This is a genomic window from Pseudomonas sp. ADAK7, assembly GCF_012935675.1.
Lineage (GTDB): Bacteria > Pseudomonadota > Gammaproteobacteria > Pseudomonadales > Pseudomonadaceae > Aquipseudomonas.
Genome location: NZ_CP052861.1, coordinates 4,444,716 through 4,467,111 on the forward strand (window position 1 = coordinate 4,444,716; position 22,396 = coordinate 4,467,111).

At 60.0% G+C, this 22,396-nt stretch carries 21 protein-coding genes; 11 read left to right on the plus strand and 10 right to left on the minus strand.

The annotated features are described in order from the left end of the window. Nucleotides 1-5: 5 nt before the first annotated feature. Nucleotides 6-983, plus strand: a complete 978-nt coding sequence (locus HKK53_RS20375; protein ID WP_169372317.1) for an NADPH:quinone reductase — start codon at nt 6-8, stop codon at nt 981-983. 126 nt (nt 984-1,109) lie between these two features. Here the strand turns inward: HKK53_RS20375 and HKK53_RS20380 are convergent, their stop codons facing one another. The 3 genes from HKK53_RS20380 to HKK53_RS20390 form a co-directional block, all read right to left on the minus strand. Next, nucleotides 1,110-1,667 carry an L-threonylcarbamoyladenylate synthase gene (locus HKK53_RS20380; RefSeq protein WP_169372318.1) on the minus strand — a complete coding sequence of 186 codons (558 nt, stop codon included), beginning with the start codon at nt 1,665-1,667 and terminating at the stop codon, nt 1,110-1,112. A gap of 55 nt (nt 1,668-1,722) precedes the next feature. Then, nucleotides 1,723-2,823, minus strand: coding sequence for a DNA-processing protein DprA (dprA, locus tag HKK53_RS20385; protein WP_169372319.1), 1,101 nt, complete (start codon nt 2,821-2,823; stop codon nt 1,723-1,725). 79 nt (nt 2,824-2,902) lie between these two features. Continuing rightward, complete coding sequence (locus HKK53_RS20390; RefSeq protein ID WP_169372320.1) at nt 2,903-3,928, minus strand: LysM peptidoglycan-binding domain-containing protein; 1,026 nt, start codon at nt 3,926-3,928, stop codon at nt 2,903-2,905. Between the two features lie 167 nt (nt 3,929-4,095). On the opposite strand from HKK53_RS20390, the gene def reads away from it, so the two are divergent. The 5 genes from def to HKK53_RS20415 all read left to right on the plus strand — a co-directional run bounded on the left by def (nt 4,096) and on the right by HKK53_RS20415 (nt 8,772). Beyond that, a complete protein-coding gene (def, locus tag HKK53_RS20395) occupies nt 4,096-4,602 on the plus strand; it encodes a peptide deformylase (RefSeq protein ID WP_046056612.1) in 507 nt (168 codons plus the stop codon). Nucleotides 4,603-4,659: 57 nt separating this feature from the next. Beyond that, a complete protein-coding gene (gene fmt, locus HKK53_RS20400; protein WP_169372321.1) occupies nt 4,660-5,619 on the plus strand; it encodes a methionyl-tRNA formyltransferase in 960 nt (319 codons plus the stop codon). Beyond that, nucleotides 5,616-6,926 carry a 16S rRNA (cytosine(967)-C(5))-methyltransferase RsmB gene (gene rsmB / locus HKK53_RS20405; RefSeq protein WP_169372322.1) on the plus strand — a complete coding sequence of 437 codons (1,311 nt, stop codon included), beginning with the start codon at nt 5,616-5,618 and terminating at the stop codon, nt 6,924-6,926. Before fmt ends, rsmB begins: the two co-directional genes overlap by 4 nt. 24 nt (nt 6,927-6,950) lie before the next feature. Continuing rightward, a complete protein-coding gene (trkA, locus tag HKK53_RS20410) occupies nt 6,951-8,324 on the plus strand; it encodes a Trk system potassium transporter TrkA (protein WP_169372323.1) in 1,374 nt (457 codons plus the stop codon). Between the two features lie 133 nt (nt 8,325-8,457). Further along, on the plus strand, nt 8,458-8,772 hold the full coding sequence (locus HKK53_RS20415; RefSeq protein WP_169372324.1) for a tetratricopeptide repeat protein: 315 nt from the start codon (nt 8,458-8,460) through the stop codon (nt 8,770-8,772). Here the strand turns inward: HKK53_RS20415 and HKK53_RS20420 are convergent, their stop codons facing one another. The 3 genes from HKK53_RS20420 to tag form a co-directional block, all read right to left on the minus strand. After that, nucleotides 8,773-9,012, minus strand: a complete 240-nt coding sequence (locus HKK53_RS20420; protein ID WP_169372325.1) for a PilZ domain-containing protein — start codon at nt 9,010-9,012, stop codon at nt 8,773-8,775. A 76-nt stretch (nt 9,013-9,088) separates the two neighbouring features. After that, nucleotides 9,089-9,976, minus strand: a complete 888-nt coding sequence (locus HKK53_RS20425; protein WP_169372326.1) for a lysophospholipid acyltransferase — start codon at nt 9,974-9,976, stop codon at nt 9,089-9,091. A 40-nt stretch (nt 9,977-10,016) separates the two neighbouring features. Beyond that, nucleotides 10,017-10,574 carry a DNA-3-methyladenine glycosylase I gene (gene tag, locus HKK53_RS20430; protein WP_169372327.1) on the minus strand — a complete coding sequence of 186 codons (558 nt, stop codon included), beginning with the start codon at nt 10,572-10,574 and terminating at the stop codon, nt 10,017-10,019. 81 nt (nt 10,575-10,655) lie between these two features. Here tag and glyQ point away from each other — a divergent pair, with 81 nt between their 5' ends. The 4 genes from glyQ (at nt 10,656) to HKK53_RS20450 (ending at nt 15,061) form a co-directional block, all read left to right on the plus strand. Continuing rightward, nucleotides 10,656-11,609, plus strand: a complete 954-nt coding sequence (gene glyQ, locus HKK53_RS20435) for a glycine--tRNA ligase subunit alpha (RefSeq protein WP_008155694.1) — start codon at nt 10,656-10,658, stop codon at nt 11,607-11,609. Then, entirely contained in the window at nt 11,606-13,660 is a 2,055-nt protein-coding gene (gene glyS, locus HKK53_RS20440; RefSeq protein ID WP_169372328.1) for a glycine--tRNA ligase subunit beta, read from the plus strand. Before glyQ ends, glyS begins: the two co-directional genes overlap by 4 nt. A gap of 6 nt (nt 13,661-13,666) precedes the next feature. Continuing rightward, a complete protein-coding gene (gmhB, locus tag HKK53_RS20445) occupies nt 13,667-14,200 on the plus strand; it encodes a D-glycero-beta-D-manno-heptose 1,7-bisphosphate 7-phosphatase (RefSeq protein WP_169372329.1) in 534 nt (177 codons plus the stop codon). Nucleotides 14,201-14,281: 81 nt separating this feature from the next. Then, the gene (locus HKK53_RS20450) at nt 14,282-15,061 is read left to right on the plus strand and encodes a lysophospholipid acyltransferase family protein (protein ID WP_169372330.1); all 780 of its coding nucleotides are present in this window, start codon (nt 14,282-14,284) and stop codon (nt 15,059-15,061) included. A 170-nt stretch (nt 15,062-15,231) separates the two neighbouring features. Here the strand turns inward: HKK53_RS20450 and HKK53_RS20455 are convergent, their stop codons facing one another. Continuing rightward, a complete protein-coding gene (locus HKK53_RS20455) occupies nt 15,232-16,764 on the minus strand; it encodes a sensor histidine kinase (protein ID WP_169372331.1) in 1,533 nt (510 codons plus the stop codon). 176 nt (nt 16,765-16,940) lie between these two features. Here HKK53_RS20455 and HKK53_RS20460 point away from each other — a divergent pair, with 176 nt between their 5' ends. Then, the gene (locus tag HKK53_RS20460; protein WP_169372332.1) at nt 16,941-17,660 is read left to right on the plus strand and encodes a response regulator transcription factor; all 720 of its coding nucleotides are present in this window, start codon (nt 16,941-16,943) and stop codon (nt 17,658-17,660) included. 79 nt (nt 17,661-17,739) lie between these two features. On the opposite strand, the gene gyrB is transcribed toward HKK53_RS20460, so the two are convergent. From gyrB to dnaN, 3 genes are read right to left on the minus strand one after another with little or no spacing between them, the layout of a single operon-like run. Further along, nucleotides 17,740-20,163 (minus strand): DNA topoisomerase (ATP-hydrolyzing) subunit B, encoded by a 2,424-nt coding sequence (gene gyrB, locus HKK53_RS20465; RefSeq protein WP_169372333.1) that lies wholly within the window; start codon nt 20,161-20,163, stop codon nt 17,740-17,742. 5 nt (nt 20,164-20,168) lie between these two features. Beyond that, nucleotides 20,169-21,272, minus strand: coding sequence for a DNA replication/repair protein RecF (recF, locus tag HKK53_RS20470; protein ID WP_169372334.1), 1,104 nt, complete (start codon nt 21,270-21,272; stop codon nt 20,169-20,171). A gap of 20 nt (nt 21,273-21,292) precedes the next feature. Continuing rightward, nucleotides 21,293-22,396 (minus strand): DNA polymerase III subunit beta, encoded by a 1,104-nt coding sequence (gene dnaN / locus HKK53_RS20475; RefSeq protein WP_054048133.1) that lies wholly within the window; start codon nt 22,394-22,396, stop codon nt 21,293-21,295.

Here is a 22,396-nt window from a genome sequence, read left to right on the forward strand (position 1 = left end):
TTCTGATGGCAAAGCGTATTCAATTCCGCGCCCATGGCGGCCCCGAAGTGCTCGAGTATGTCGATTACCAACCCGCCGAGCCCGGCCCGCAGCAAGTGCGCGTGACCAACAAGGCCATCGGCCTGAACTTTATCGACACCTATTACCGCAGCGGCCTCTATCCGTTGCCAGCCCTGCCGTCCGGCCTGGGCTCCGAAGGCGCCGGCATTGTCGAAGCAGTTGGCAGCGAAGTCACTCGTTTCAAGGTCGGTGATCGCGTGGCTTATGGCAGCGGACCGCTGGGTGCCTACAGCGAAGTCCACGTGCTGCCGGAAGCCAATCTGGTGAAACTACCGGATGCGATCAGCTTCGAACAGGCCGCCGGCGTGATGCTCAAGGGCCTCACCGTGCAGTACCTGTTGCGTCAGACCTATGAACTCAAGGGTGGCGAAACCATCCTGTTTCACGCCGCGGCCGGTGGGGTCGGTTCCCTGGCCTGCCAGTGGGCCAAGGCCTTGGGCGTGAAGTTGATCGGAACCGTCAGTTCAGCGGAAAAAGCCGCGCTGGCCAAGGCCAACGGCGCCTGGGCGACCATCGATTACAGCCACGAAGATGTCGCAAAACGAGTGCTGGAATTGACGGACGGGAAAAAAGTCCCAGTGGTGTATGACGGCGTGGGCAAGGACACCTGGCTGACGTCGCTCGATAGCGTGCAGCCGCGAGGCTTGGTGGTGAGCTTCGGCAATGCGTCAGGCGCGGTGGATGGGGTGAACCTGGGGATTCTGTCGGCGAAGGGCTCGCTGTACGTGACCCGGCCGACCCTGGCGACTTATGCCAACAATGCCGAGAACCTGCAGCGCATGGCGGATGAGCTGTTCGAGATGATTATCAGCGGCAAAGTGAAGGTTGATATCAGCCAGAAGTATCCGTTGGCGGAAGCGGCGAAGGCGCAGACCGAGCTGTCGGCGCGGCGTACGACGGGTTCTACGGTGTTGTTGCCGTAACGCCGCACTGTGGCGAGGGAGCTTGCTCCCGCTGGGCTGCGAAGCGGCCCCGCTTCTCCCTAAAAAGAAGGGGACTGCTGCGCAGTCCAACGGGAGCAAGCTCCCTCGCCACAAGTCACTCAGGTGTTAGCCCGGGCGCACCACATGCCCGGTCGCCACATCCCGAATCACACTCGGGTTCTTGCGCCCACCGAGATTGCCGCCCAGCACGCCATCGATTTGCCCACGGAAATACTGCTCGACGCGAATCCGCGTGCGCGCCGCCGGCCGGCCTTGCGGGTTGGCAGACGTCGACACCAGCGGCCCCACTGCTGCGCACAAATCCCGCACCAACGGGTGATCGCTGACCCGCAGCGCCACGGTTTCATGCACGCCGGTAATCCATTGCGGCAATAGATTCTGGTGTGGCACCAACCACGTGTTCGGCCCTGGCCAGGTGCTGGCCATGCGGTCCAGCCACAGTTCAGGGAAATCTTCGAAGAGGAAGTCGAACTGGCGAATATTGTCGGCCACCAGGATCAGGCCTTTACCCATGGCCCGGCCCTTGATCATCAACAAACGGCTAACCGCTTCTTCGTTCCACGGATCACAACCCAGGCCCCAGACGGCTTCGGTTGGATAGGCAATCACCGCCCCTGCGCGAACGGCTTGCGCGGCTTGTTGCACACGCCAACTGTTGACCATGAAAAAACTCTCCGGAATAAGGCTCTGCGCAGTTTACCGATCTTCCTTATAAAACCTAGCTCACCCGCGCAAACCAGCGTCCGCTTTCGCACACCGCCCGGCCGTCCATTTCCAGTTCCGTCAACGCCGCCAGCACTTTGGGCAAGGCCCAGCCGCTGCTGTGTGCCAACGCTTCACTGGTGTGCGGCGCCGCATGCAGCAACATCAGCAAGGGATGAGTCGTCTGCGGTGCTTCTGTGGATAACGGCAACCGCTGCCAACCGCGCAGGCCTTCGAGAATATGGTCGATGGTTTCCACCAGCATCGCACCGTCGCGGATCAGTTGATGACAGCCCTTTGCGCCAGGGTGATGAATCGACCCCGGAATCGCATACACCTCGCGCCCCTGTTCCGCCGCAAGCTTCGCCGTAATCAACGAACCACTGGCAACACTGGCCTCGACCACCAGCACGCCGAGGGATAAACCGCTGATGATCCGGTTGCGCCGGGGGAAGTTGCTGGCGCTCGGGCCAGCGTCCAGCGGGAACTCGGAAAGCACCGCGCTGCCCGAAGCAATCATGGCGTCCGCCAAGCGACGATTGCGCTGTGGATAAAACTTTTCAAGTCCCGTGCCAAGTACCCCGACCGTTCGCCCGCCCACGTCCAATGCGGCTTGGTGCGCTGCGGCGTCGATGCCTAGGGCCAGACCGCTGGTGATGACGAATCCGGCGCCGGCCAGACTGCGGGAAAACGCAGCGGCCGTGTCCATGCCCGGCCGCGAAGCACGGCGACTGCCAACCATCGCCAGTTGCGGTTGTTCGAGGATGCCCGGATCCCCGGCGACAAATAACAGCGGCGGTGCATCGCTGATTTCCGCCAGCAACGCCGGGTACTCGGGTTGGTCCCACATCAGCAAATGCTGGCCCGGACGCTCTAGCCAGGCCAATGCGTGGCTGGCGCCGTCGCGGATTTCATTGCTGCGTCGGGCCTCCGCGCAGGTCAGCGGCAAGCCCAACGAACGCCAGGCACTGGCCGGGGCGCTGATGGCCTTGGATGCAGAGCCAAAGGCTTCGAGGAGTTTTTTAAATCGCGCCGGGCCGAGCTCAGGTAAGCGATGCAGGCGTAGACGGGCTTCCAGTTCCGCAGGGGAAACCGGCGTAAATGCAGAGAGCGACATGGATCATCCTTGATCGTTATGAGCCCCGTTCAAACGGGAATAAGCTGTGGATAACTCTGTTGGTAACTTGTGGAGCAGGCTAAGGATTTCGCACCTTATCCATCACCGCCAACGAGCGCGATGCGTTGAGGACCAACCCGTAACTAAGTTTGTCATAGGTGCGGAAAACCATCAGTAAACCGGCGCGCTCATCGGGAATTTTCAGCGGCTGGCCGGTTACGCGATCACGCACCGTTTCGCCGGTTTTCATCACCACCAGCACGTTGCCTTCGGCCAGGCCATCCCGTTGCCCTTTGTTCAGCGTGACCACGTCCATCGCGCCAATCTGCGTGACCCCGCGCGGCACATCGATGATCAGGCCATTGATGTCGCTTTTCGGCGCACTGGGCATGAAGGTCGAATTGATCGCCCGCTCTTCGCCACTGAACAGGCGGTCGCCGAGACGCACTTCCTGGGTGGTGCGTTGCAGCGCCAGGGTGGCGACATCGCCTTCCGTCGCGACAATCTCACCGCCGCCGATGTCGTCGGCGTTGATCCCCAGGAACTCCTTGCTCTGCGGATCGGTGTAGACCTTGCCCTGGCGGAAGATGCCGTACACCGGCTGATTCGGGTCGAAATGCCCGCGGGCGAAGATGCGATCACCGGTGCCGCTAAGCACGCGTTCGGCATCACCGGCGACGATGTAGGGCGCCTTATCGAAGTCCTCGACCTTGTCGACGATGCGGTTGCTCAATAGAAAGCTGTTGATCGATTGCAGTGGAATGCTCGGGATCGCATCGGCCACCGGGCTGCTGCGGATCCGGGGCGAGAGCTTGATGGTGCCCCGGGATTCGCCGCGATTGAGGGTCAGTCGCGGCTGGCCGTTGACGTAGGTCAGTGTCAGCGAATCGCCCGGATAGATCAGATTAGGGTTCTGGATTTGCGGATTGACCTGCCAGAGTTCGGGCCATTTCCACGGCTCACGCAGGAATTTCCCGGAGATGTCCCAAAGTGTGTCGCCCCTTACCACTGTGTATTGCTGCGGAAAACCTTCCTTGAGTTGCACTTGCCCGTGCGCCAAACCGGCCGAGGCCAGAAGGAGCAAGGCGAGTAGTGATTTCCTCATGCGGTGAATCCCTTTATTATGTGCGTTCGCGTAAAACGCCAGAGCCCCCGTGGCTCGCTCCTGGCTCTTCACAAAGAAAGGAGCTACGTTTTACAACGGTAGCCTGCATCTTCGGACCCGCCAGGCCATCGACCCGACTTTACCTCACATGTGCAGCAATTAAGCTTATGGCCATTTTAGACATCCTCGAATTTCCCGACTCGCGCCTGCGCACTATCGCCAAACCTGTGGCCGTAGTGGACGACGAAGTGCGTCAGTTGGTCGATGACATGTTTGAAACAATGTATGAAGCGCCAGGCATCGGCCTCGCCGCGACCCAGGTCAACGTGCACAAACGTATCGTCGTGATGGACCTCTCCGAAGACCGCAGCGAACCTCGGGTGTTCATCAACCCCGAGTTCGAAACCCTGACCGACGAGATGGAGCAATATCAGGAAGGCTGCCTCTCGGTACCGGGCTTCTACGAAAACGTCGATCGCCCGCAGAAGGTCAAGATCAAGGCCCTGGACCGCGATGGCCAACCCTACGAACTGATCGCCGAAGGCCTGCTCGCCGTGTGCATCCAGCACGAATGCGACCACCTCAACGGCAAGTTGTTCGTCGATTACCTGTCGAACCTCAAACGCGACCGAATCAAGAAGAAACTGGAAAAGCTCCATCGCCAGAACGCTTGATGCCCTCCTTTCAAAGGCTTGCTGCGGCAAGCCTTTTTCTTTTCAGAGATTGCTCCCATGACTGAGCCACTGCGCATCGTCTTTGCCGGCACCCCGGAATTCGCCGCCGAACACCTCAAGGCCCTGCTCGCCAGCCCTTACGAGATCGTCGCGGTCTACACCCAACCGGACCGTCCGGCGGGCCGTGGGCAAAAACTGATGCCGAGCCCGGTCAAGCAGTTGGCTCTGGAAAACAACATCCCGGTGCTGCAACCGCCGACCCTGCGCAACGAAGATGCCCAGGCTGAACTGGCCGCACTCAAGCCCGACTTGCTGGTGGTGGTCGCCTACGGCCTGATCCTGCCGCAAGTGGTGCTGGATATTCCGCGCCTGGGTTGCATCAACAGCCATGCGTCCTTGCTGCCACGCTGGCGTGGTGCGGCGCCGATTCAACGCGCCGTTGAAGCGGGCGACAGCGAAAGCGGCGTGACCGTGATGCGCATGGAACTGGGCCTCGACACCGGCCCGATGCTGTTGAAAGTCACCACGCCGATCACTGGCGAAGACACCGGTGGCAGCCTCCACGACCGTCTGGCTGAAATGGGCCCACCGGCAGTGGTTCAAGCGATTGCCGGCCTCGCTGCCGGCACGCTGGAAGGCGAAGTGCAGGACGACAGCCTCGCCACTTATGCTCACAAATTGAACAAAGACGAAGCGCGCATCGACTGGAGCCGTCCGGCGGTTGAGCTGGAACGCCTGGTCCGCGCCTTCAACCCGTGGCCGATCACCCACAGCACGCTGAATGGCGAAGCACTGAAGGTATTGGCCGCGAACCTTGCCGAAGGGCAGGGCAATCCGGGGCAAATCCTCAGCGCCAGCAAGGACGGCCTGATCGTCGCCTGCGGTGAACAAGCCCTGTGCCTGACCCGTCTGCAATTGCCCGGCGGCAAGGCACTTAATTTCAGCGACTTGTTCAACAGCCGTCGTGAGAAATTCGCTGTCGGCACCGTGCTCGGTCACGTGGCGGACGCTCAATGAACCCGCGTCTGGCTGCCGCCAAGGCACTTGCCGCTGTCCTGAACGGAAAAGCTTCGCTCAACAGTTCGCTGCCGACGCAAATGGACAAGGTTGAAGATCGCGACCGCGGTTTTACCCAGGACCTGGCGTTCGGCACTGCACGCTGGCAGCCGCGTTTGTCGGCGCTGGCGGCCAAGTTGTTGCAGAAGCCGTTCAAAGCCGCCGATGCCGATGTCGAGGCGTTGTTGCTGGTCGGCCTCTATCAATTGCTCTACACCCGCGTCCCGGCCCACGCCGCCATCGGCGAAACCGTCGGTTGCGCCGACAAGCTGAAAAAGCCTTGGGCCAAAGCCTTGCTCAACGCCGTGTTGCGCCGCGCCCAACGGGAAAGCGAAGCGTTGCTGGCCGAGCTGGAACACGACCCGGTGGTGCGCACTGCCCACCCGCGCTGGCTGCAAAAATCCCTGAAAGCGTTCTGGCCTGAACAGTGGGAAGCCATCTGCGCGGCGAACAACGCCCATCCGCCGATGATTCTGCGGGTCAACCGTCGTCATCATTCCCGCGATGCGTATCTCGGCTTGCTGAGTGACGCGGGCATCGCCGCCACGCCGTGCGTGTACAGCCGCGATGGCATCATCCTCGACGCCGCCGCCGACGTGCGCAGCCTGCCGGGTTTCGCCGAAGGCTGGATCAGCGTGCAGGACGAAGCCGCGCAACTGGCCGCCGATCTGCTGGACCTCGCGCCGGGCCAACGGGTGCTCGACGCCTGTTGCGCCCCCGGCGGCAAGACCTGCCACATCCTCGAAGCCGAGCCTGCACTGGCCGGCGTGGTGGCGGTGGACCTGGAAGCCAAGCGTCTGGTGCGGGTTCGGGAGAACCTCGCACGCTTGGGCCTGAGCGCCGAACTGATCGCCGCCGACGGCCGCGACACCGCGACCTGGTGGGACGGCAAGCCGTTCCAGCGCATCCTGCTCGACGCGCCGTGCTCGGCCACCGGCGTGATCCGTCGTCACCCGGACATCAAGCTGACCCGCCAACCGGACGACATCGCCGCGCTCGCGGTGCTGCAAGGCGAATTGCTCGACGCCATGTGGATAACTCTGGAAGTGGGCGGCGTTCTGCTTTACGCCACCTGCTCGACGCTGCCGACCGAGAACACCGAAGTCATCGAAGCCTTCCTCGCCCGCACGCCGGGCGCCCGTGAGCTGGACCTGGCCACCACGGCCGGGATCAAGCAACCCCATGGTCGCCAATTGCTGGCCCAGCAGGGCGGGCATGACGGGTTCTACTACGCCAAGTTGATCAAAATTGCCGCCGCACGCGGTTAACCGGATTTTCAAGGGAGTGACTGGATGAAAATCATCATCCTCGGCGCGGGGCAGGTTGGCGGTTCGCTGGCAGAGCACTTGGCCAGCGAAGCCAACGACATCACTGTGGTCGACACCGATGGTGAACGCCTGCGCGACCTCGGTGATCGCCTCGACATCCGCACCGTGCAGGGCCGCGCGTCGTTTCCGACCGTGTTGCGTCAGGCCGGCGCCGACGACGCGGACATGCTGGTCGCTGTAACCAACAGCGACGAAACCAACATGGTCGCCTGCCAGGTCGCCCACACCCTGTTCCACACCCCGACCAAGATCGCCCGAGTCCGCGAAGCCGCGTACTTGACGCGCGGCGGGCTGTTCAACAACGAAGCGATCCCGGTGGACGTGCTGATCAGCCCGGAACAAGTGGTCACCAATTACATCAAGCGCCTGATCGAACACCCCGGCGCCTTGCAGGTGATCGACTTCGCCGAAGGCAAAGCGCAACTGGTAGCGGTGAAGGCGTACTACGGCGGACCATTGGTGGGCCAGCAACTGCGGCAGTTGCGCGAGCACATGCCGAACGTTGAAACCCGCGTAGCGGCGATTTTTCGCCGCGACCGGCCGATCCTGCCCCAGGGCGATACGGTGATCGAGGCCGACGACGAAGTGTTTTTCATCGCGGCCAAGGCGAATATTCGTGCGGTGATGAGCGAAATGCGCCGCCTCGATGAAAGCTATAAACGCATCGTCATTGCTGGCGGCGGGCAGATCGGCGAGCGACTGGCCGAGGCCATCGAAAGCCGTTATCAGGTGAAGATCATCGAGATGAACCCGGCGCGCTGCCGCTATCTCTCGGACACCCTCGACAGCACCGTGGTGTTGCAGGGCAGCGCGTCGGACCGCGATTTGCTACTGGAAGAGAACATCGCCGACGCCGACATCTTCCTGGCCCTGACCAATGATGACGAAGCCAACATCATGTCGTCGTTGCTGGCCAAGCGCCTGGGCGCGAAGAAGGTGATGACGATCATCAACAACCCGGCCTATGTCGATTTGATCCAGGGCGGCGACATCGACATCGCCATCAGCCCGCAACTGGCGACCATCGGTACGCTGCTGGCCCACGTGCGCCGTGGCGATATCGTCAGCGTGCACTCACTGCGCCGGGGCGCGGCGGAAGCCATCGAGGCGATTGCCCATGGCGATGCGAAGTCGAGCAAGGTGATTGGCAAGTCCATCGAGAACATCGGTTTGCCGCCGGGCACGACGATTGGCGCGATTATTCGTGATGAAGAAGTGATCATTGCCCACGACGATACGGTGATCAAAACCGGCGACCATGTGATTCTGTTTCTGGTGGATAAGAAGCATATTCGGGATGTGGAGAAGCTGTTTCACGTCGGGTTGAGCTTCTTCTAACTGATCGTTCCCACGCTCTGCGTGGGAATGCAGCCCGGGACGCTCCGCGTCCCATCCAAAGCCGAACGCGGAGCGTCCGTTGAGGCATTCCCACGCGGAGCGTGGGAACGATCACTGTAGAGAGGAAACACCCATGCTCGAATCCCTGGAAAAAATGCTCGCCAAGGGTGTGGATAACTCATTGCTGCGCTTTGGCTTGGGCAAGGGTTATCTGGATCTTGGGGAAAACGCCAAGGCCGCTGAGCATTTCCAGCGTTGCGTCGAGTTCGATCCGAAGTATTCGGCAGCGTGGAAGCTGTTGGGCAAGGCCCATCTCGCACTGGCGGATCATGCCGCCGCGCGTCAGGCCTGGGAACAAGGCCTGGAAGCCGCTCGCGCCCACGGCGACAAGCAGGCGGAAAAGGAAATGACTGTGTTCCTGAAGAAGCTTGCTCGTCAGGCCCAGTGATCAGAGATAGCGCAGGCCAATACCCTCGGCATCCACCAACACCACTTCCATGCGCACTCGCGGTGCGCCTGTGGGTAAGTCCTGGACCTGGCCGTAGACCACCGCGCCCGTGGGCAACGCCGACAGGGTTGGATGCTTGACGTAGACGCCCGTCGTCGAAAGATGGCGGGTTTGGCCGAGGCACTCGCCGAAGCTTTCGTGGCTGATCTTGATGCGGAATGACTTGCGGAGTTCGGACATCTTCTGCGCCCTTGAATGAACGGTTGTGGATAACGCTCCTACAGGTCAGGGTTATCCACAGATCGTGCCATTTATGTCAGTACCAGCGTTCTTCACCCGGTGGACGCTTCTTGAAGCGTTTCATGCTCCACATGTACTGGCTCGGATACGCCCGCACGTAACGCTCGACCACCTGGCTCATCGCCGCGCAGGACGTCTCGGTATCCGTGCTGTACATGGCTTCTGGCGCGGCTTCGAGGATCACTTTGTACCCTGAACCGTCCGGCAGGCGCAGGGCATGCAGGAACACGCCGACCGCTTTGCCGCCAGCGAGCATGTTCGGTACGAATTTACTGGTCAGCGCCTGGGTGGCGAAGAACGGCACGAAGATCCCGGCGGATTCGGCCGGTTCCGGGTCAGCGGGAATGCCCACTGCACCACCTTTGCGCACTTCCTTGATGACGCTGAGGATGCCTTCCTTGGTGGAAGCGGCCACGCGGTTGCCCAACTGCACCCGCTGCTTGCGCAGCAAATCGTCCACCGCTTTCAATTTCGGAGGCCGATAGAAAATGATCGGTTTGCACTGGTTGCAATAGAAGTGGTTCAACACTTCCCAGTTGCCGAGGTGGCTGGTGATGCCGACCACGCCTTTGCCGGACGCCAACGCATCCTTCAACACGTCGAGGCCTTCGACTTCACGCACTAGGTCGATGGAGCGCTGGGCCGGCCAGATCCAGGCGCAGGCGCTTTCGGTCAGGGACTTGCCGATGTCTTTCAGGCTCTGGCCCACCAGACGCTCGCGTTCGGCCGGGTCCATGTCCGGGAAGCACTTGGCGAGGTTGATCCGCACCACGTCGCGGGAACGGTTGGGGGTTTTCCACATCATCCAGCCAATGGCCGCGCCAACTGCTTGCACGGCCCGCCACGGAAGCAGGGCAAACAGCCGCAGAGCGCCTACCAGCAAGGCGCCTTTAAACTTATCCACAGGTCACTCCTGATCTTGTGCTGTGTGCGAGGCGGCCATTCTAACCGCCGTTCGCCAGCGTCGCGTAGCGATCGCAATCCTGGGTGTGGTCCATGACCATGCCCGACGCCTGCATCAGCGCGTAGCAAATGGTCGGGCCGACGAACGTGAAGCCGGCCTTTTTCAGGCCTTTGCTCATCTCCACGGCAACCGGTGTCACGGCCGGTACCTGGCTGCGATCCTTGAAATGATTGATCACCGGCTTATCGCCAACGAACGACCAGAGAAACCCCACCGGGTCCTCCAGCGCCAGCCAAGCCTGGGCGTTGCGCCGGGCGGCGTTGAGTTTGAGGCGATTGCGGATGATGCCGGGATCGAGCATCAATTCATCGATTTCCGCGTCGCTCATCTGCGCCACACGCTGGACGTCGAAGCCGAACAACACCTCGCGATAGCGCTCACGTTTACGCAACACGGTGATCCATGAGAGGCCGGCCTGGAACCCTTCGAGCAAAAGCAACTCGAACAATCCCTGCGCATCGCGTAGCGGCGTGCCCCACTCCTGATCGTGATAAGCCATGTACAGCGGATCTTCGGAACACCAAAAGCAGCGTGGCATAAGGCTCCAGGGGGCGTGCGCAGCAACGAATCGGGTATACTCCCGCTCTTTAAATCGCAGCCCAAGAAACAGGTGAATTTCGTGAGCCAGCCTACGCCAGCCGTGCGTACCTTCCAAGACTTGATCCTCGCCCTCCAGCAATACTGGGCCGAGCAAGGTTGCGTGGTACTTCAGCCCTACGATATGGAAGTAGGCGCCGGCACTTTCCACACAGCCACGTTTCTGCGCGCCATCGGCCCGGAAACCTGGAACGCCGCTTATGTGCAGCCCAGTCGTCGCCCGACTGACGGCCGCTACGGCGAAAACCCGAACCGTCTGCAGCACTACTACCAGTTCCAGGTAGTCCTGAAGCCGAACCCGGACAACTTCCAGGAACTGTACCTGGGCTCCCTCAAGCACGTTGGCCTGGACCCGTTGGTCCACGACATCCGCTTCGTCGAAGACAACTGGGAGTCGCCAACACTGGGCGCCTGGGGTCTGGGCTGGGAAGTCTGGCTCAACGGCATGGAAGTGACGCAGTTCACTTACTTCCAGCAAGCGGGCGGCATCGAGTGCTACCCGGTGACCGGCGAGATCACCTACGGTCTTGAGCGTCTGGCCATGTACCTGCAAGGCGTGGATTCGGTCTACGACCTGGTCTGGGCTGACGGCCCGATGGGCAAAGTGACCTATGGCGACGTGTTCCACCAGAACGAAGTCGAGCAGTCGACCTACAACTTCGAACACGCCAATGTCGAGAAGCTGTTCGAGCTGTTCGATTTCTACGAAAGCGAAGCCAAGCGCCTGATCGAACTCGACCAGCCGCTGCCGTTGCCGAGCTACGAAATGGTGTTGAAGGCGTCCCACACCTTCAACCTGCTGGATGCGCGCCGGGCAATCTCGGTGACTGCACGTCAGCAATACATTCTGCGTGTACGCACCCTGGCGCGTTCCGTTGCGCAAGCCTACCTGCTGGCTCGCGCCAAGCTGGGCTTCCCGATGGCGACCCCGGACCTGCGTGATGAAGTGTTGGCTAAGCTGGAGGCTGCACAATGAGTGCTCTGGATTTCCTGGTTGAATTGGGCACCGAAGAACTGCCACCCAAAGCCCTGAACACCCTGGCCGACGCGTTCCTCGCCGGTATCGACAAGGGCCTGCAAGCCGCTGGCCTGAACTACGAAGCCAAAACCGTCTACGCCGCGCCGCGTCGTCTGGCTGTGCTGATCACTGCGCTGGCTACCCAGCAACCGGATCGCAGCATCAACCTCGATGGTCCGCCGCGTCAGGCTGCGTTCGATGCCGACGGCAACCCGACTCAAGCCGCCCTGGGCTTCGCCAAGAAGTGCGGCGTCGACCTGAGCGAAATCGATCAGAGTGGTCCGAAACTGCGTTACAGCCAGAGCATCGCCGGTAAACCGACCGCGAGCCTGCTGCCGACCATCGTCGAAGATTCCCTGAACGACCTGCCGATCCCGAAGCGCATGCGTTGGGGCGCTCGCAAGGAAGAATTCGTCCGTCCGACCCAGTGGCTGGTGATGCTGCTCGGTGACCAGGTCATCGATTGCACGATCCTCGCCCAGAAGGCTGGCCGCGACTCCCGTGGCCACCGCTTCCATCACCCGCAAAGCGTGCGCATCAGCGCGCCGGCCAACTACCTGGCCGACCTGCGTGCAGCCTACGTGCTGGCCGATGCCAACGAGCGTCGCGCCATCATCAGCAAGCGCACCGAAGAACTGGCGACCCTGCAGGAAGGCACCGCCATCGTTCCTCCGGCCTTGCTCGACGAAGTGACCGCGCTGGTTGAATGGCCGGTGCCGCTGGTGTGCTCGTTCGAGGAACGTTTCCTCGATGTGCCGCAAGAAGCGCTGATCACCACCATGCAGGACAACCAAAAGTACTTCTGCCTGCTGGATGCCGACGGCAAGTTGCTGCCACGTTTCATTACCGTGGCCAACATCGAAAGCAAAGACCCGCAGCAGATCATCGCCGGTAACGAGAAAGTGGTTCGCCCACGCCTGACCGACGCCGAGTTCTTCTTCAAGCAAGACAAGAAGCAGAAACTCGAAGACTTCAACCTGCGCCTGCAAAACGTGGTGTTCCAGGAAAAACTCGGCAGCGTCTACGACAAGGCCGAGCGCGTTTCCAAACTGGCCGCGTACATCGCGCAGCGCATTGGTGGCAACGCAGCCTGGGCGTCCCGTGCCGGTCTGTTGTCCAAGTGCGACCTGGCGACCGAGATGGTCGGTGAGTTCCCGGAGATGCAAGGCGTCGCCGGTTACTACTACGCCCTCAACGACGGCGAGCCGGAAGAAGTCGCCCTGGCCCTGAACGAGCAATACATGCCTCGCGGAGCCGGCGCTGAACTGCCGACCACCCTGACCGGTGCGGCCGTGGCCATCGCCGACAAGCTCGACACCCTGGTTGGCATCTTCGGCATCGGCATGCTGCCCACCGGTAGCAAAGACCCGTATGCCCTGCGCCGTGCTGCACTCGGTGTGTTGCGCATCCTGATCGACAAGAAGCTCGACCTCGACCTGAACGACGCCGTGGCGTTCGCCGTGAATGCATTCGGCGCCAAGATCAAGGCTGCCGGCCTGAACGAGTCGGTGCTGGAATTCATCTTCGACCGTCTGCGTGCCCGTTACGAAGACGAAGGCGTGGATGTCGGCACTTACCTGTCGGTGCGTGCGCTGAAACCGGGTTCCGCACTGGACTTCGATCAGCGCGTTCAAGCGGTAGAAGCGTTCCGCAAATTGCCGGAAGCCGCTGCCCTGGCCGCCGTGAACAAACGTGTTTCGAACCTGCTGAGCAAAGCCGAAGGCTCGATTCCATCGGTGGTGGAGGCCAAGTACTTCGACAATGCCAACGAGTTCTCCCTGTACTCGGCGATCCAGCAGGCTGACCAGGCTGTCCAGCCGATGGCCGCTGCTCGTCAGTACAGCGAATCGCTGGCGCGCCTGGCTGCCTTGCGCGAGCCTGTGGATGCGTTCTTCGAAGCGGTAATGGTCAACGCGGATGACGCCAAGGTGCGCGCCAACCGTTATGCCCTGTTGTCCCGCTTGCGTGGGCTGTTCCTCGGCGTTGCCGACATTTCGCTGCTGGGGTAAGACGGTTTGAAACTGCTGATTCTCGATCGGGACGGGGTGATCAATTACGACTCCGACGCTTACATCAAGTCGGTGGAGGAGTGGATTCCGCTCCCGGGTTCGATCGAAGCCATCGCGCAGTTGAGCAAGGCCGGCTGGACGGTGGCAGTCGCCACCAACCAGTCGGGCATCGCTCGCGGCTATTACGACATCGCCACCCTGGAAGCCATGCATGAGCGCTTGCGTGAGCGGGTGGCGGAGCAGGGCGGTGAGGTCGGGCTGATCGTCTATTGCCCCCACGGGCCGGACGACGGCTGCGATTGCCGCAAGCCAAAACCCGGGATGTTGAAAACCATCGCCGCGCGTTACAACGTGTCGCTGGCAAATCTATGGTTTGTCGGCGACACCCTTGGTGACCTGGAAGCCGCAAAAGCCGTCGATTCTCAGCCAGTTTTAGTAAAGACCGGGAAAGGCGAAAAGACTTTGGGCAAGACCCTACCGGTTGGCACCTTGATTTTTGACGATCTGGCGGCGATTGCCGCAGAACTTATCCACAATTAGAGTGCTTCGATTGTTCCGATTAAGGATTGATCGGGAGTGCGCTTTATATAGACGGGCAGCGCCCGCACGGTAAACGTCACCATGTCGATATTGCAGGCCATCAGAACCTTCCTCTTTTACCTGCTGCTGGGCACCAGCTCGTTGCTCTGGTGCAGCCTGAGCTTTTTTATCGCGCCGTTTCTGCCGTTCAAGGCGCGTTATCGCTTTATCAACGTGTACTGGTGCCGCTGCGCCTTGTGGCTGAGCAAAGTATTTCTGGGCATCAGCTATGAAGTGAAGGGTGCCGAGAACGTACCTGACCAACCTTGCGTGATTCAGTCGAACCACCAGAGCACGTGGGAGACGTTCTTTCTTTCAGCGTACTTCGAGCCATTGAGCCAAGTGCTCAAGCGCTCGCTGCTCTTCGTCCCGTTCTTCGGCTGGGCCATGGCGATGCTGCGACCGATCGCCATCGATCGCGATAACCCGAAAGCCGCCCTCAAGCATGTGGCGAAAAAGGGCGACGAGTTGCTGAAGGATGGCGTCTGGGTGTTGATCTTCCCTGAGGGCACTCGCGTTCCCTACGGCACTGTCGGCAAATTCTCTCGCGGTGGAACCGCTTTGGCGGTCAACGCCGCGCTTCCAGTGCTGCCGATTGCACACAATGCCGGCAAATTTTGGCCGAAAGCCGGGTGGGCGAAGAAGCAGGGCGTGATCACCGTCATCATTGGCGAACCGATGTATGCCGAGGGCAGCGGGCCGCGAGCCATTGCCGCGCTGAACGATCGGGTCCAGGCGTGGAACGAACAGATGCAGCGGGACATGGGTTCGCTGCCACCGACTCCACAAGCCCCGGTCGAAACCGATCAAGTGGCTGTCTGAGATTCTGTGGATAACCTGTGTACCGTTTTGTTGAAAAACAGCGAATTCCGTCTATAGGCTTATGATTTATATACATATTTCTTAAGCTGATAAAACACCGGAAAAGGTGCATAAGTTTTTTTCGGACGTAAAAAAACCGGCTGTTATAGCCGGTTTTTTATACCCGCGATTCAGTCTGCCAACAGCGGAAACAAGAGGCTGAAGCGGGTGCCTTTGCCGAGCTCACTCTGACACTCGATGCGCCCACCGTGGTGATCCACCACCGCTTTAACCATCGATAACCCAAGCCCCACGCCATCGATGCCTTGAGCCGAGGAAAACCGTCGATATTGACTGAACAGCTCGGGCAATTCTCCGGCGGCGATGCCTTTGCCCTGATCAATCAACTCGCACGCTAGCCATCCCTCGCTGCAACTGACTCGCAGGCTGATACACGTACCGGAATCACTGTACTTGATCGCGTTTTCCAGCAGATTGAACAACGCCCGGGTCAGCAACCCTTGATCGGCCATGATCAGGCTTTCCTGGGCATCGTCATCCAGATGATGGACCAACTCGATCTGTTTCAATTGCGCGATGCTCAGCGCCTGGTCAAAGACGTCCAGCACCAGCATCGCGAACAGGCTTGGCTGGAATTCATAAGCCGCGGACTCGGCCCTGGCCAATTGCACGAAGCCGTCGGTGAGGTCCAGGGCCCGGCGTACCTGGCGCTCGATCTGATCAAACAGTTGCGTGTCCCCGCCCACTTGCTGTCGATGCACATCGAGCAGCGCAAGGATCGCCGAATGCGGCGCTCGCAAGTCGTGGGATAAAAAGCGCAACAGCACGGTCCGTTGTTCCTCGGCCTCGCGTTCGACACTCAGGTCAGTGAGGCTCAACAGCCAGCCGATCGGTGTTTCACCGTCCACTGGCAGCAATGCCGCACGTTCCAGGCGCAGACTGCGCCCCTTGATGTCTCTGAACTCCAGCAACGCCAAGGTCGACAACAGCGGACGCGAGCCATCGAGCAGTTCCGGATAACCCAGCCGTTCCAATTGTTCAAGAACGTCATCGCCCACCAGATCAGTGCCGAACAGGTCACGAGCATTACGGTTGCCCAGCAAAATCCGGCCCTGGGGATCACTGATCAACGTGGCCACCGGCAAGTATTCCAGACCATCGGCGATGAAGCGCCGGGTATCACGGGTCCGGCTCATGGCTTGTTCCAGCGCCATGACTTGGCGCTGCAAATGATCGCCAGCGGGAGACTGTGCCCGACGACGCTCAGGGAATACTTTCGGTTCGTCGTCCAGGCGCGCCAACTCCCAACCGAAATAGGTCAGTACCACACTCAGCCGGCGCCAGTTCCAGATCAGGTAACCGAACAGCATGCCAAACAGGCTCGCCGCCGGTGACCACCACCATCGCATCTCGGCCAGACAGGCGCTGATCAGCAGCGCACAACACATGCCACCCAGCGTCAGCCACAGTGCCAGGCGCGGCCGCAGTAACAGCAAGCCAAGCACGCAGGCCACCAGGCTGACCGACAGCAACGCACCCAATATTCCGGAACCTTCAAGTTCATCGGACTGGGCGCCGAATGAAAGCAGCGCCGTCAGCGGTAATAGAAGCACAATTATCCACAGCCATTCTCGAACCAATTGCCCAAACAAGCGCTGGACCTGAGTCGGCTCGCGGCTCTCACGGCGACGCAAATTCGTCATGGGCTAGTCGGATAAAGGAGGGGAGGGGGAATTAGGTTCATGAGTCACGGGTCTGAAAGAAGGATTGAACCTGAAGAATCATAGCGGACGGCGACCAGCGGGGCGCAGCTTACTTTCACTCCCCTGGTCGAGCCGGTATCGTCTACCGCCCACCAGCCATCAAGGAACTACCGCACATGCGTGTCGCGATACTGGACGATGAACCCGCCGAACTGCGCCGGGTGGAACAGACTCTGCGACAAATGGCCGAACCGGCAGAACAGTCCTGGTCATTGCACAGTTTCGAGCGTGGAGAAGATCTATTGCGTCAGCTGCGTCGGGAAACCTTCGACCTGTTGATCCTCGACTGGCAACTGCCGGACCTCAGTGGCCTCTCGCTGCTGCGCTGGACCCGCGAACACATGGACGCGCCTCCCGCGGCGATCATGCTCACCAGTCGCGACGCCGAGAGCGACATCGTCCAGGCGCTGAACGCCGGGGCCGATGACTACGTGAGCAAGCCGTTCCGTCCCAACGAATTGAAAGCCCGGGTCGCTGCCGTATTACGCAGGCATAGCCAGCAACGCGTGATCGCTGCCGAAATATTGAATTTCAATGATCTGGTGTTCGACGATGCCGAGTTGACGGTTACCCGTGCCGGCAGCCCCATCAGCCTGACCGAAAAAGAATACCGGCTGGCCCACTGTCTGTTCACCAATCTAGGCAGACCGCTGTCTCGGGAATACCTGTATGAGCGGTTTTGGAGTCATGAAGAAATGGTCTCTTCGCGGCCGCTGGATACGCACATCTATCGCCTGCGAAATAAGTTGGGACTGACGGCGGATCGCGGTTGGCAGCTGCTGACGATTTATGGGTATGGGTATCGGTTGGAGAGTGTGGGGGCGGTAAGCGAATAAGATCTTTTGATTTTCTGGAAGCCATAAAAAAGGCCAACGCATGTGCGTTGGCCTTTTTCGTTTTGGCGTTACCGCTGGATCAGAAGTCCAGGTTGGAAACGGCCAGGGCGTTGCTTTCGATGAAGTCACGACGGGGTTCGACCGCATCACCCATCAGGGTGTTGAAGATCTGGTCCGCGCCAATGGCGTCTTCGATGGTCACTTTGAGCATCCGGCGCTGCGCTGGGTCCATGGTGGTTTCCCACAGCTGATCCGGGTTCATCTCGCCCAGACCTTTGTAGCGCTGGATGGTGTGACGCTTGGTGCTTTCAGCCATCAGCCATTCAAGGGCTTCCTTGAACTCGGTGACCGGCTTCTTGCGCTCGCCGCGCTGGATGTACGCGCCGTCGTCGAGCAAGGTGCTCAGCTGAGCGCCCAGGGAAACAACGGTCTTGTAATCGTTGCTGCCGAAGAAGTCACGGTTGAACGTGATGTAGTTCGACAGGCCGTGGGAGATCAGTTCGACCTCTGGCAGCCAGACGTTACGTTCACGGTCTTCACGCAGGCTGGCTTTGTACACCAGACCAGACTTCTCGCCGGTGCGCAGGCGAACGTCAAACTTGGCCATCCAGTCCTGCATCGCTGCGTGGTCGGACAGTTGCTCCATGCTCACCGCTGGCAGGTAGATGAAGTGCTCGGTCAGTTCCTGCGGGTACAGGCGGGACAGACGCTTGAGGGTCTTCATCACCAGACGGAAGTCATTCACCAGGCGCTCAAGGGCAGGTCCGGAAATACCCGGAGCGTCCTCGTTCAAGTGCAGGCTCGCATCTTCCAGGGCCGACTGCGTCATGTACTCTTCCATGGCGTCGTCGTCTTTGATGTATTGCTCTTGCTTGCCTTTCTTGACCTTGTACAGCGGCGGTTGAGCGATGTAGATGTAACCGCGCTCGATCAGCTCCGGCAACTGACGGAAGAAGAAGGTCAGCAGCAGGGTACGGATGTGCGAACCGTCGACGTCAGCATCGGTCATGATGATGATGTTGTGGTAACGCAGCTTGGCGATGTTGTACTCGTCACGGCCGATGCCGCAGCCCAGCGCGGTGATCAAGGTGCCCACTTCTTGCGAAGAGATCATCTTGTCGAAGCGCGCCTTCTCGACGTTCAGGATCTTGCCTTTCAACGGCAGGATGGCCTGGGTGCGACGGTTGCGACCCTGCTTGGCGGAGCCGCCAGCAGAGTCACCTTCCACGAGGTACAGTTCGGACAGGGCAGGGTCTTTTTCCTGGCAGTCAGCCAGTTTGCCCGGCAGGCCGGCGATATCCAGCGCGCCTTTACGACGGGTCATCTCACGGGCTTTACGCGCCGCTTCACGCGCGCGCGCCGCGTCGATCATCTTGCCGACGACCAGTTTGGCTTCGTTCGGGTTCTCCAGCAGGAAGTCGGAGAAGTACTTGCCCATTTCCTGTTCGACCGCGGTCTTCACTTCGGAAGAAACCAGCTTGTCTTTGGTCTGGGAGCTGAACTTCGGATCCGGAACCTTCACCGAAATGATCGCGGTCAGGCCTTCACGGGCGTCGTCACCGGTGGTGGCGACTTTGTGCTTCTTCGCCAGGCCTTCCGCTTCGATGTAGGTGTTCAGGTTACGCGTCAGTGCGGAACGGAAACCCACCAGGTGAGTACCGCCGTCGCGCTGTGGAATGTTGTTGGTGAAGCACAACAGGTTCTCGTTGAAGCTGTCGTTCCACTGCAGGGCGATTTCCACGCCGATGCCGTCTTCACGCTGGATGTTGAAGTGGAACACCTGGTTGACCGGAGTCTTGTTGGTGTTCAGGTATTCAACGAACGCACGCAGGCCGCCTTCGTACTTGAACAGCTCTTCCTTGCCGCTGCGCTCGTCCTTGAGGACGATGCCGACACCGGAGTTGAGGAAGGACAGTTCACGAATCCGCTTGGCCAGGATGTCCCAGCTGAAGTGGATATTCTTGAAGGTCAGGTCGGACGGCTTGAAGTGAATCTGCGTACCCGTGGTTTCGCTTTCGCCAACGATTTTCATCGGCTCTTTCGGAACACCGTGGATGTAGGTCTGTTCCCAGATCTTGCCACTGCGGCGAACGGTCAGGACCAATTCTTCCGACAGGGCGTTCACTACCGAAACACCTACGCCGTGCAAGCCGCCGGATACTTTGTAGGAGTTGTCGTCGAACTTACCGCCAGCGTGCAGCACGGTCATGATGACCTCGGCTGCGGAAACGCCTTCTTCTTTATGCACGTCTACCGGGATGCCACGGCCGTTGTCGCGAACGGTGATGGATTCATCCGGGTGGATAATGATGCTGATGTCGTCGCAGTGGCCAGCGAGCGCTTCATCGATGGAGTTGTCGACTACCTCGAAGACCATGTGGTGCAGACCGCTACCATCGTCGGTGTCACCAATGTACATACCGGGACGTTTGCGTACGGCATCCAGGCCTTTCAGCACTTTAATGCTCGTTGAGTCGTAGGTATTCGTATTTTCTTCGCTCAATGCCTTCACTCCCGATGGTCGTGGGTCTGGGTGATACGGCCCTGTTCCACGTGGAACAGAGCGACTGGCGTTTCCGTCTGCCAGCCCTCCCTCAATAATTCGTGATCTACACAGGTGATAAACACCTGGCAGCGTAAGTCTTCCAGCAAGCGGCAAAGCGCACGGCGGTGTTGCTCGTCCAGCTCGGACGGCAGGTCATCCACCAGATAAATACACTGGCCGCGTCGGGCCTGGCTAACCAAATGCCCCTGGGCAATCCGCAATGCACAGACCACCAACTTCTGCTGACCCCGGGACAATATGTCCGCGGCGTTATGTGCGCCCAATCGAAGACGCAAATCAGCGCGTTGTGGTCCGGCCTGGGTATGACCCATTTGCTGATCCCGATGCAGGGACCCGGCGAGCACTGCACTCAACTCGCGGTCCTTGTCCCAACCTCGGTAATAGCTAAGCGTTAAGCCCTCGAGCTCAACCAGTTCGCTCAAGGTCTGTTCAAAGACTGGTTTCAAGGCTTTGATGTAAGCGCGGCGGTATTCATCAATTTCAGCGCTGGCCTGGCACAGTTCCCTGTCCCAAACCGCTTGCGAAACGGCGTCAAGTGTACCATGCCGCAGCCAAGAGTTTCTCTGGCGCAGGGCCTTCTGCAAGCGCTGCCAAGTGGACATGAAACGCGGTTCCACGTGGAACACACCCCAATCCAGAAATTGCCGACGAATCTTCGGCGCCCCCTCCAACAGCCGGAAGCTGTCGGGGTTGATCAGTTGCAACGGCAGGATCTCCGCCAGTTGCGCCGCGCTGCGGGCGTTCTGCCCGTCGATACGGATCTGGAACTCGCCTTGCCGATCCCGGGAAATCCCCAAAGCGCTATGCCCGCCCTCGGCCAGTTCCACCTGACCAAACACCGTGCACGCCAATTGCTCGTACTGGATCACCGGTAAAAGGCGGCTGCTACGAAACGAACGGGCAAGCCCCAGCAGATGAATGGCTTCCAGAACACTGGTTTTGCCGCTGCCGTTGGCGCCGTAAAGAATGTTGATTCGGGGAGAGGGGGAGAAGGTCACCGGGTGCAGATTGCGCACCGCGGTGACCGAGACGCGACTTAAGGACATCTAGCTTCTGCTGAGCATGATTACAGACGCATCGGCATGACAACGTAAGCCGAGTCGTCGTTATCGGACTCTTGCACCAGCGCACTGCTGTTGGAGTCAGACAGGATCAGGCGAACCTGCTCGGTGGTCATCACGCCCAGCACGTCGAGCAAGTAGCTCACGTTGAAGCCGATTTCCAGATTGCCGCCGTTGTATTCAACGCCCACTTCTTCTTCCGCTTCTTCCTGCTCCGGGTTGTTAGCCTGGATCTTCAGCTGACCGTTGGCCAGTTGCAGACGGATACCGCGGTACTTCTCGTTGGACAGGATCGCGGTACGGCTGAAGGCTTCACGCAGGGCCTGGCGGTCGCCGAGTACCAGCTTGTCGCCACCTTTCGGCAGAACACGCTCGTAGTCCGGGAATTTTCCGTCGACCAGTTTCGAGGTGAAGGTGAACTCGCCGGTGGTCGCACGAATGTGGTGCTGACCGAGGACGATGCTGACGAGGCCGTCCGGCTCGGTCAGCAGACGCGCCAGCTCAAGGATACCCTTGCGCGGCACGATCACCTGATGACGATCCGGCTGACCGATATCAGCCTTCATCGAGCACATGGCCAGACGGTGACCGTCGGTGGCCACGGCGCGGATGATGCCTTCGGAGACTTCCAGCAACATACCGTTGAGGTAGTAACGCACGTCCTGTTGGGCCATGGCGAAGCTGGTGCGTTCGATCAGACGACGCAGTTTGCTTTGCTCCAGGCTGCACGTCAGCGAACCCGGGCCTTCTTCCACTGTAGGGAAATCGTTGGCCGGCAGGGTCGACAGGGTGAAGCGGCTACGGCCAGCCTTCACCACGAGCTTCTGCTCATCGACCTTGATGTCGATCAGCGCGTCGTTCGGCAGGCTTTTGCAGATGTCCATCAGCTTGCGCGCAGGCACGGTGATGGAACCTGGATCAGCCGGCTCTTCGAGTTGCACACGACCGACCAGCTCGACTTCCAGGTCGGTACCGGTCAGCGACAGTTGCTGGCCTTCGACAACCAGCAGCACGTTGGATAGCACCGGCAAGGTCTGTCGGCGCTCGACGACGCCTGCGACCAGTTGCAGGGGTTTCAACAGGGCTTCGCGTTGAATGGTGAAATGCAT

What these genes read in the sequence shown, in the direction of transcription:
- HKK53_RS20380 (WP_169372318.1), bottom strand. Translation starts at nt 1,667, where the DNA reads ATGGTCAACAGTTGGCGTGTGCAACAAGCCGCGCAAGCCGTTCGCGCA.
- glyS (WP_169372328.1), top strand. Translation starts at nt 11,606, where the DNA reads ATGAGTGCTCTGGATTTCCTGGTTGAATTGGGCACCGAAGAACTGCCA.
- HKK53_RS20450 (WP_169372330.1), top strand. Translation starts at nt 14,282, where the DNA reads ATGTCGATATTGCAGGCCATCAGAACCTTCCTCTTTTACCTGCTGCTG.
- def (WP_046056612.1), top strand. Translation starts at nt 4,096, where the DNA reads ATGGCCATTTTAGACATCCTCGAATTTCCCGACTCGCGCCTGCGCACT.
- HKK53_RS20390 (WP_169372320.1), bottom strand. Translation starts at nt 3,928, where the DNA reads ATGAGGAAATCACTACTCGCCTTGCTCCTTCTGGCCTCGGCCGGTTTG.
- HKK53_RS20455 (WP_169372331.1), bottom strand. Translation starts at nt 16,764, where the DNA reads ATGACGAATTTGCGTCGCCGTGAGAGCCGCGAGCCGACTCAGGTCCAG.
- HKK53_RS20375 (WP_169372317.1), top strand. Translation starts at nt 6, where the DNA reads ATGGCAAAGCGTATTCAATTCCGCGCCCATGGCGGCCCCGAAGTGCTC.
- dprA (WP_169372319.1), bottom strand. Translation starts at nt 2,823, where the DNA reads ATGTCGCTCTCTGCATTTACGCCGGTTTCCCCTGCGGAACTGGAAGCC.
- HKK53_RS20415 (WP_169372324.1), top strand. Translation starts at nt 8,458, where the DNA reads ATGCTCGAATCCCTGGAAAAAATGCTCGCCAAGGGTGTGGATAACTCA.
- rsmB (WP_169372322.1), top strand. Translation starts at nt 5,616, where the DNA reads ATGAACCCGCGTCTGGCTGCCGCCAAGGCACTTGCCGCTGTCCTGAAC.
- fmt (WP_169372321.1), top strand. Translation starts at nt 4,660, where the DNA reads ATGACTGAGCCACTGCGCATCGTCTTTGCCGGCACCCCGGAATTCGCC.
- tag (WP_169372327.1), bottom strand. Translation starts at nt 10,574, where the DNA reads ATGCCACGCTGCTTTTGGTGTTCCGAAGATCCGCTGTACATGGCTTAT.
- recF (WP_169372334.1), bottom strand. Translation starts at nt 21,272, where the DNA reads ATGTCCTTAAGTCGCGTCTCGGTCACCGCGGTGCGCAATCTGCACCCG.
- HKK53_RS20460 (WP_169372332.1), top strand. Translation starts at nt 16,941, where the DNA reads ATGCGTGTCGCGATACTGGACGATGAACCCGCCGAACTGCGCCGGGTG.
- dnaN (WP_054048133.1), bottom strand. Translation starts at nt 22,396, where the DNA reads ATGCATTTCACCATTCAACGCGAAGCCCTGTTGAAACCCCTGCAACTG.
- HKK53_RS20420 (WP_169372325.1), bottom strand. Translation starts at nt 9,012, where the DNA reads ATGTCCGAACTCCGCAAGTCATTCCGCATCAAGATCAGCCACGAAAGC.
- trkA (WP_169372323.1), top strand. Translation starts at nt 6,951, where the DNA reads ATGAAAATCATCATCCTCGGCGCGGGGCAGGTTGGCGGTTCGCTGGCA.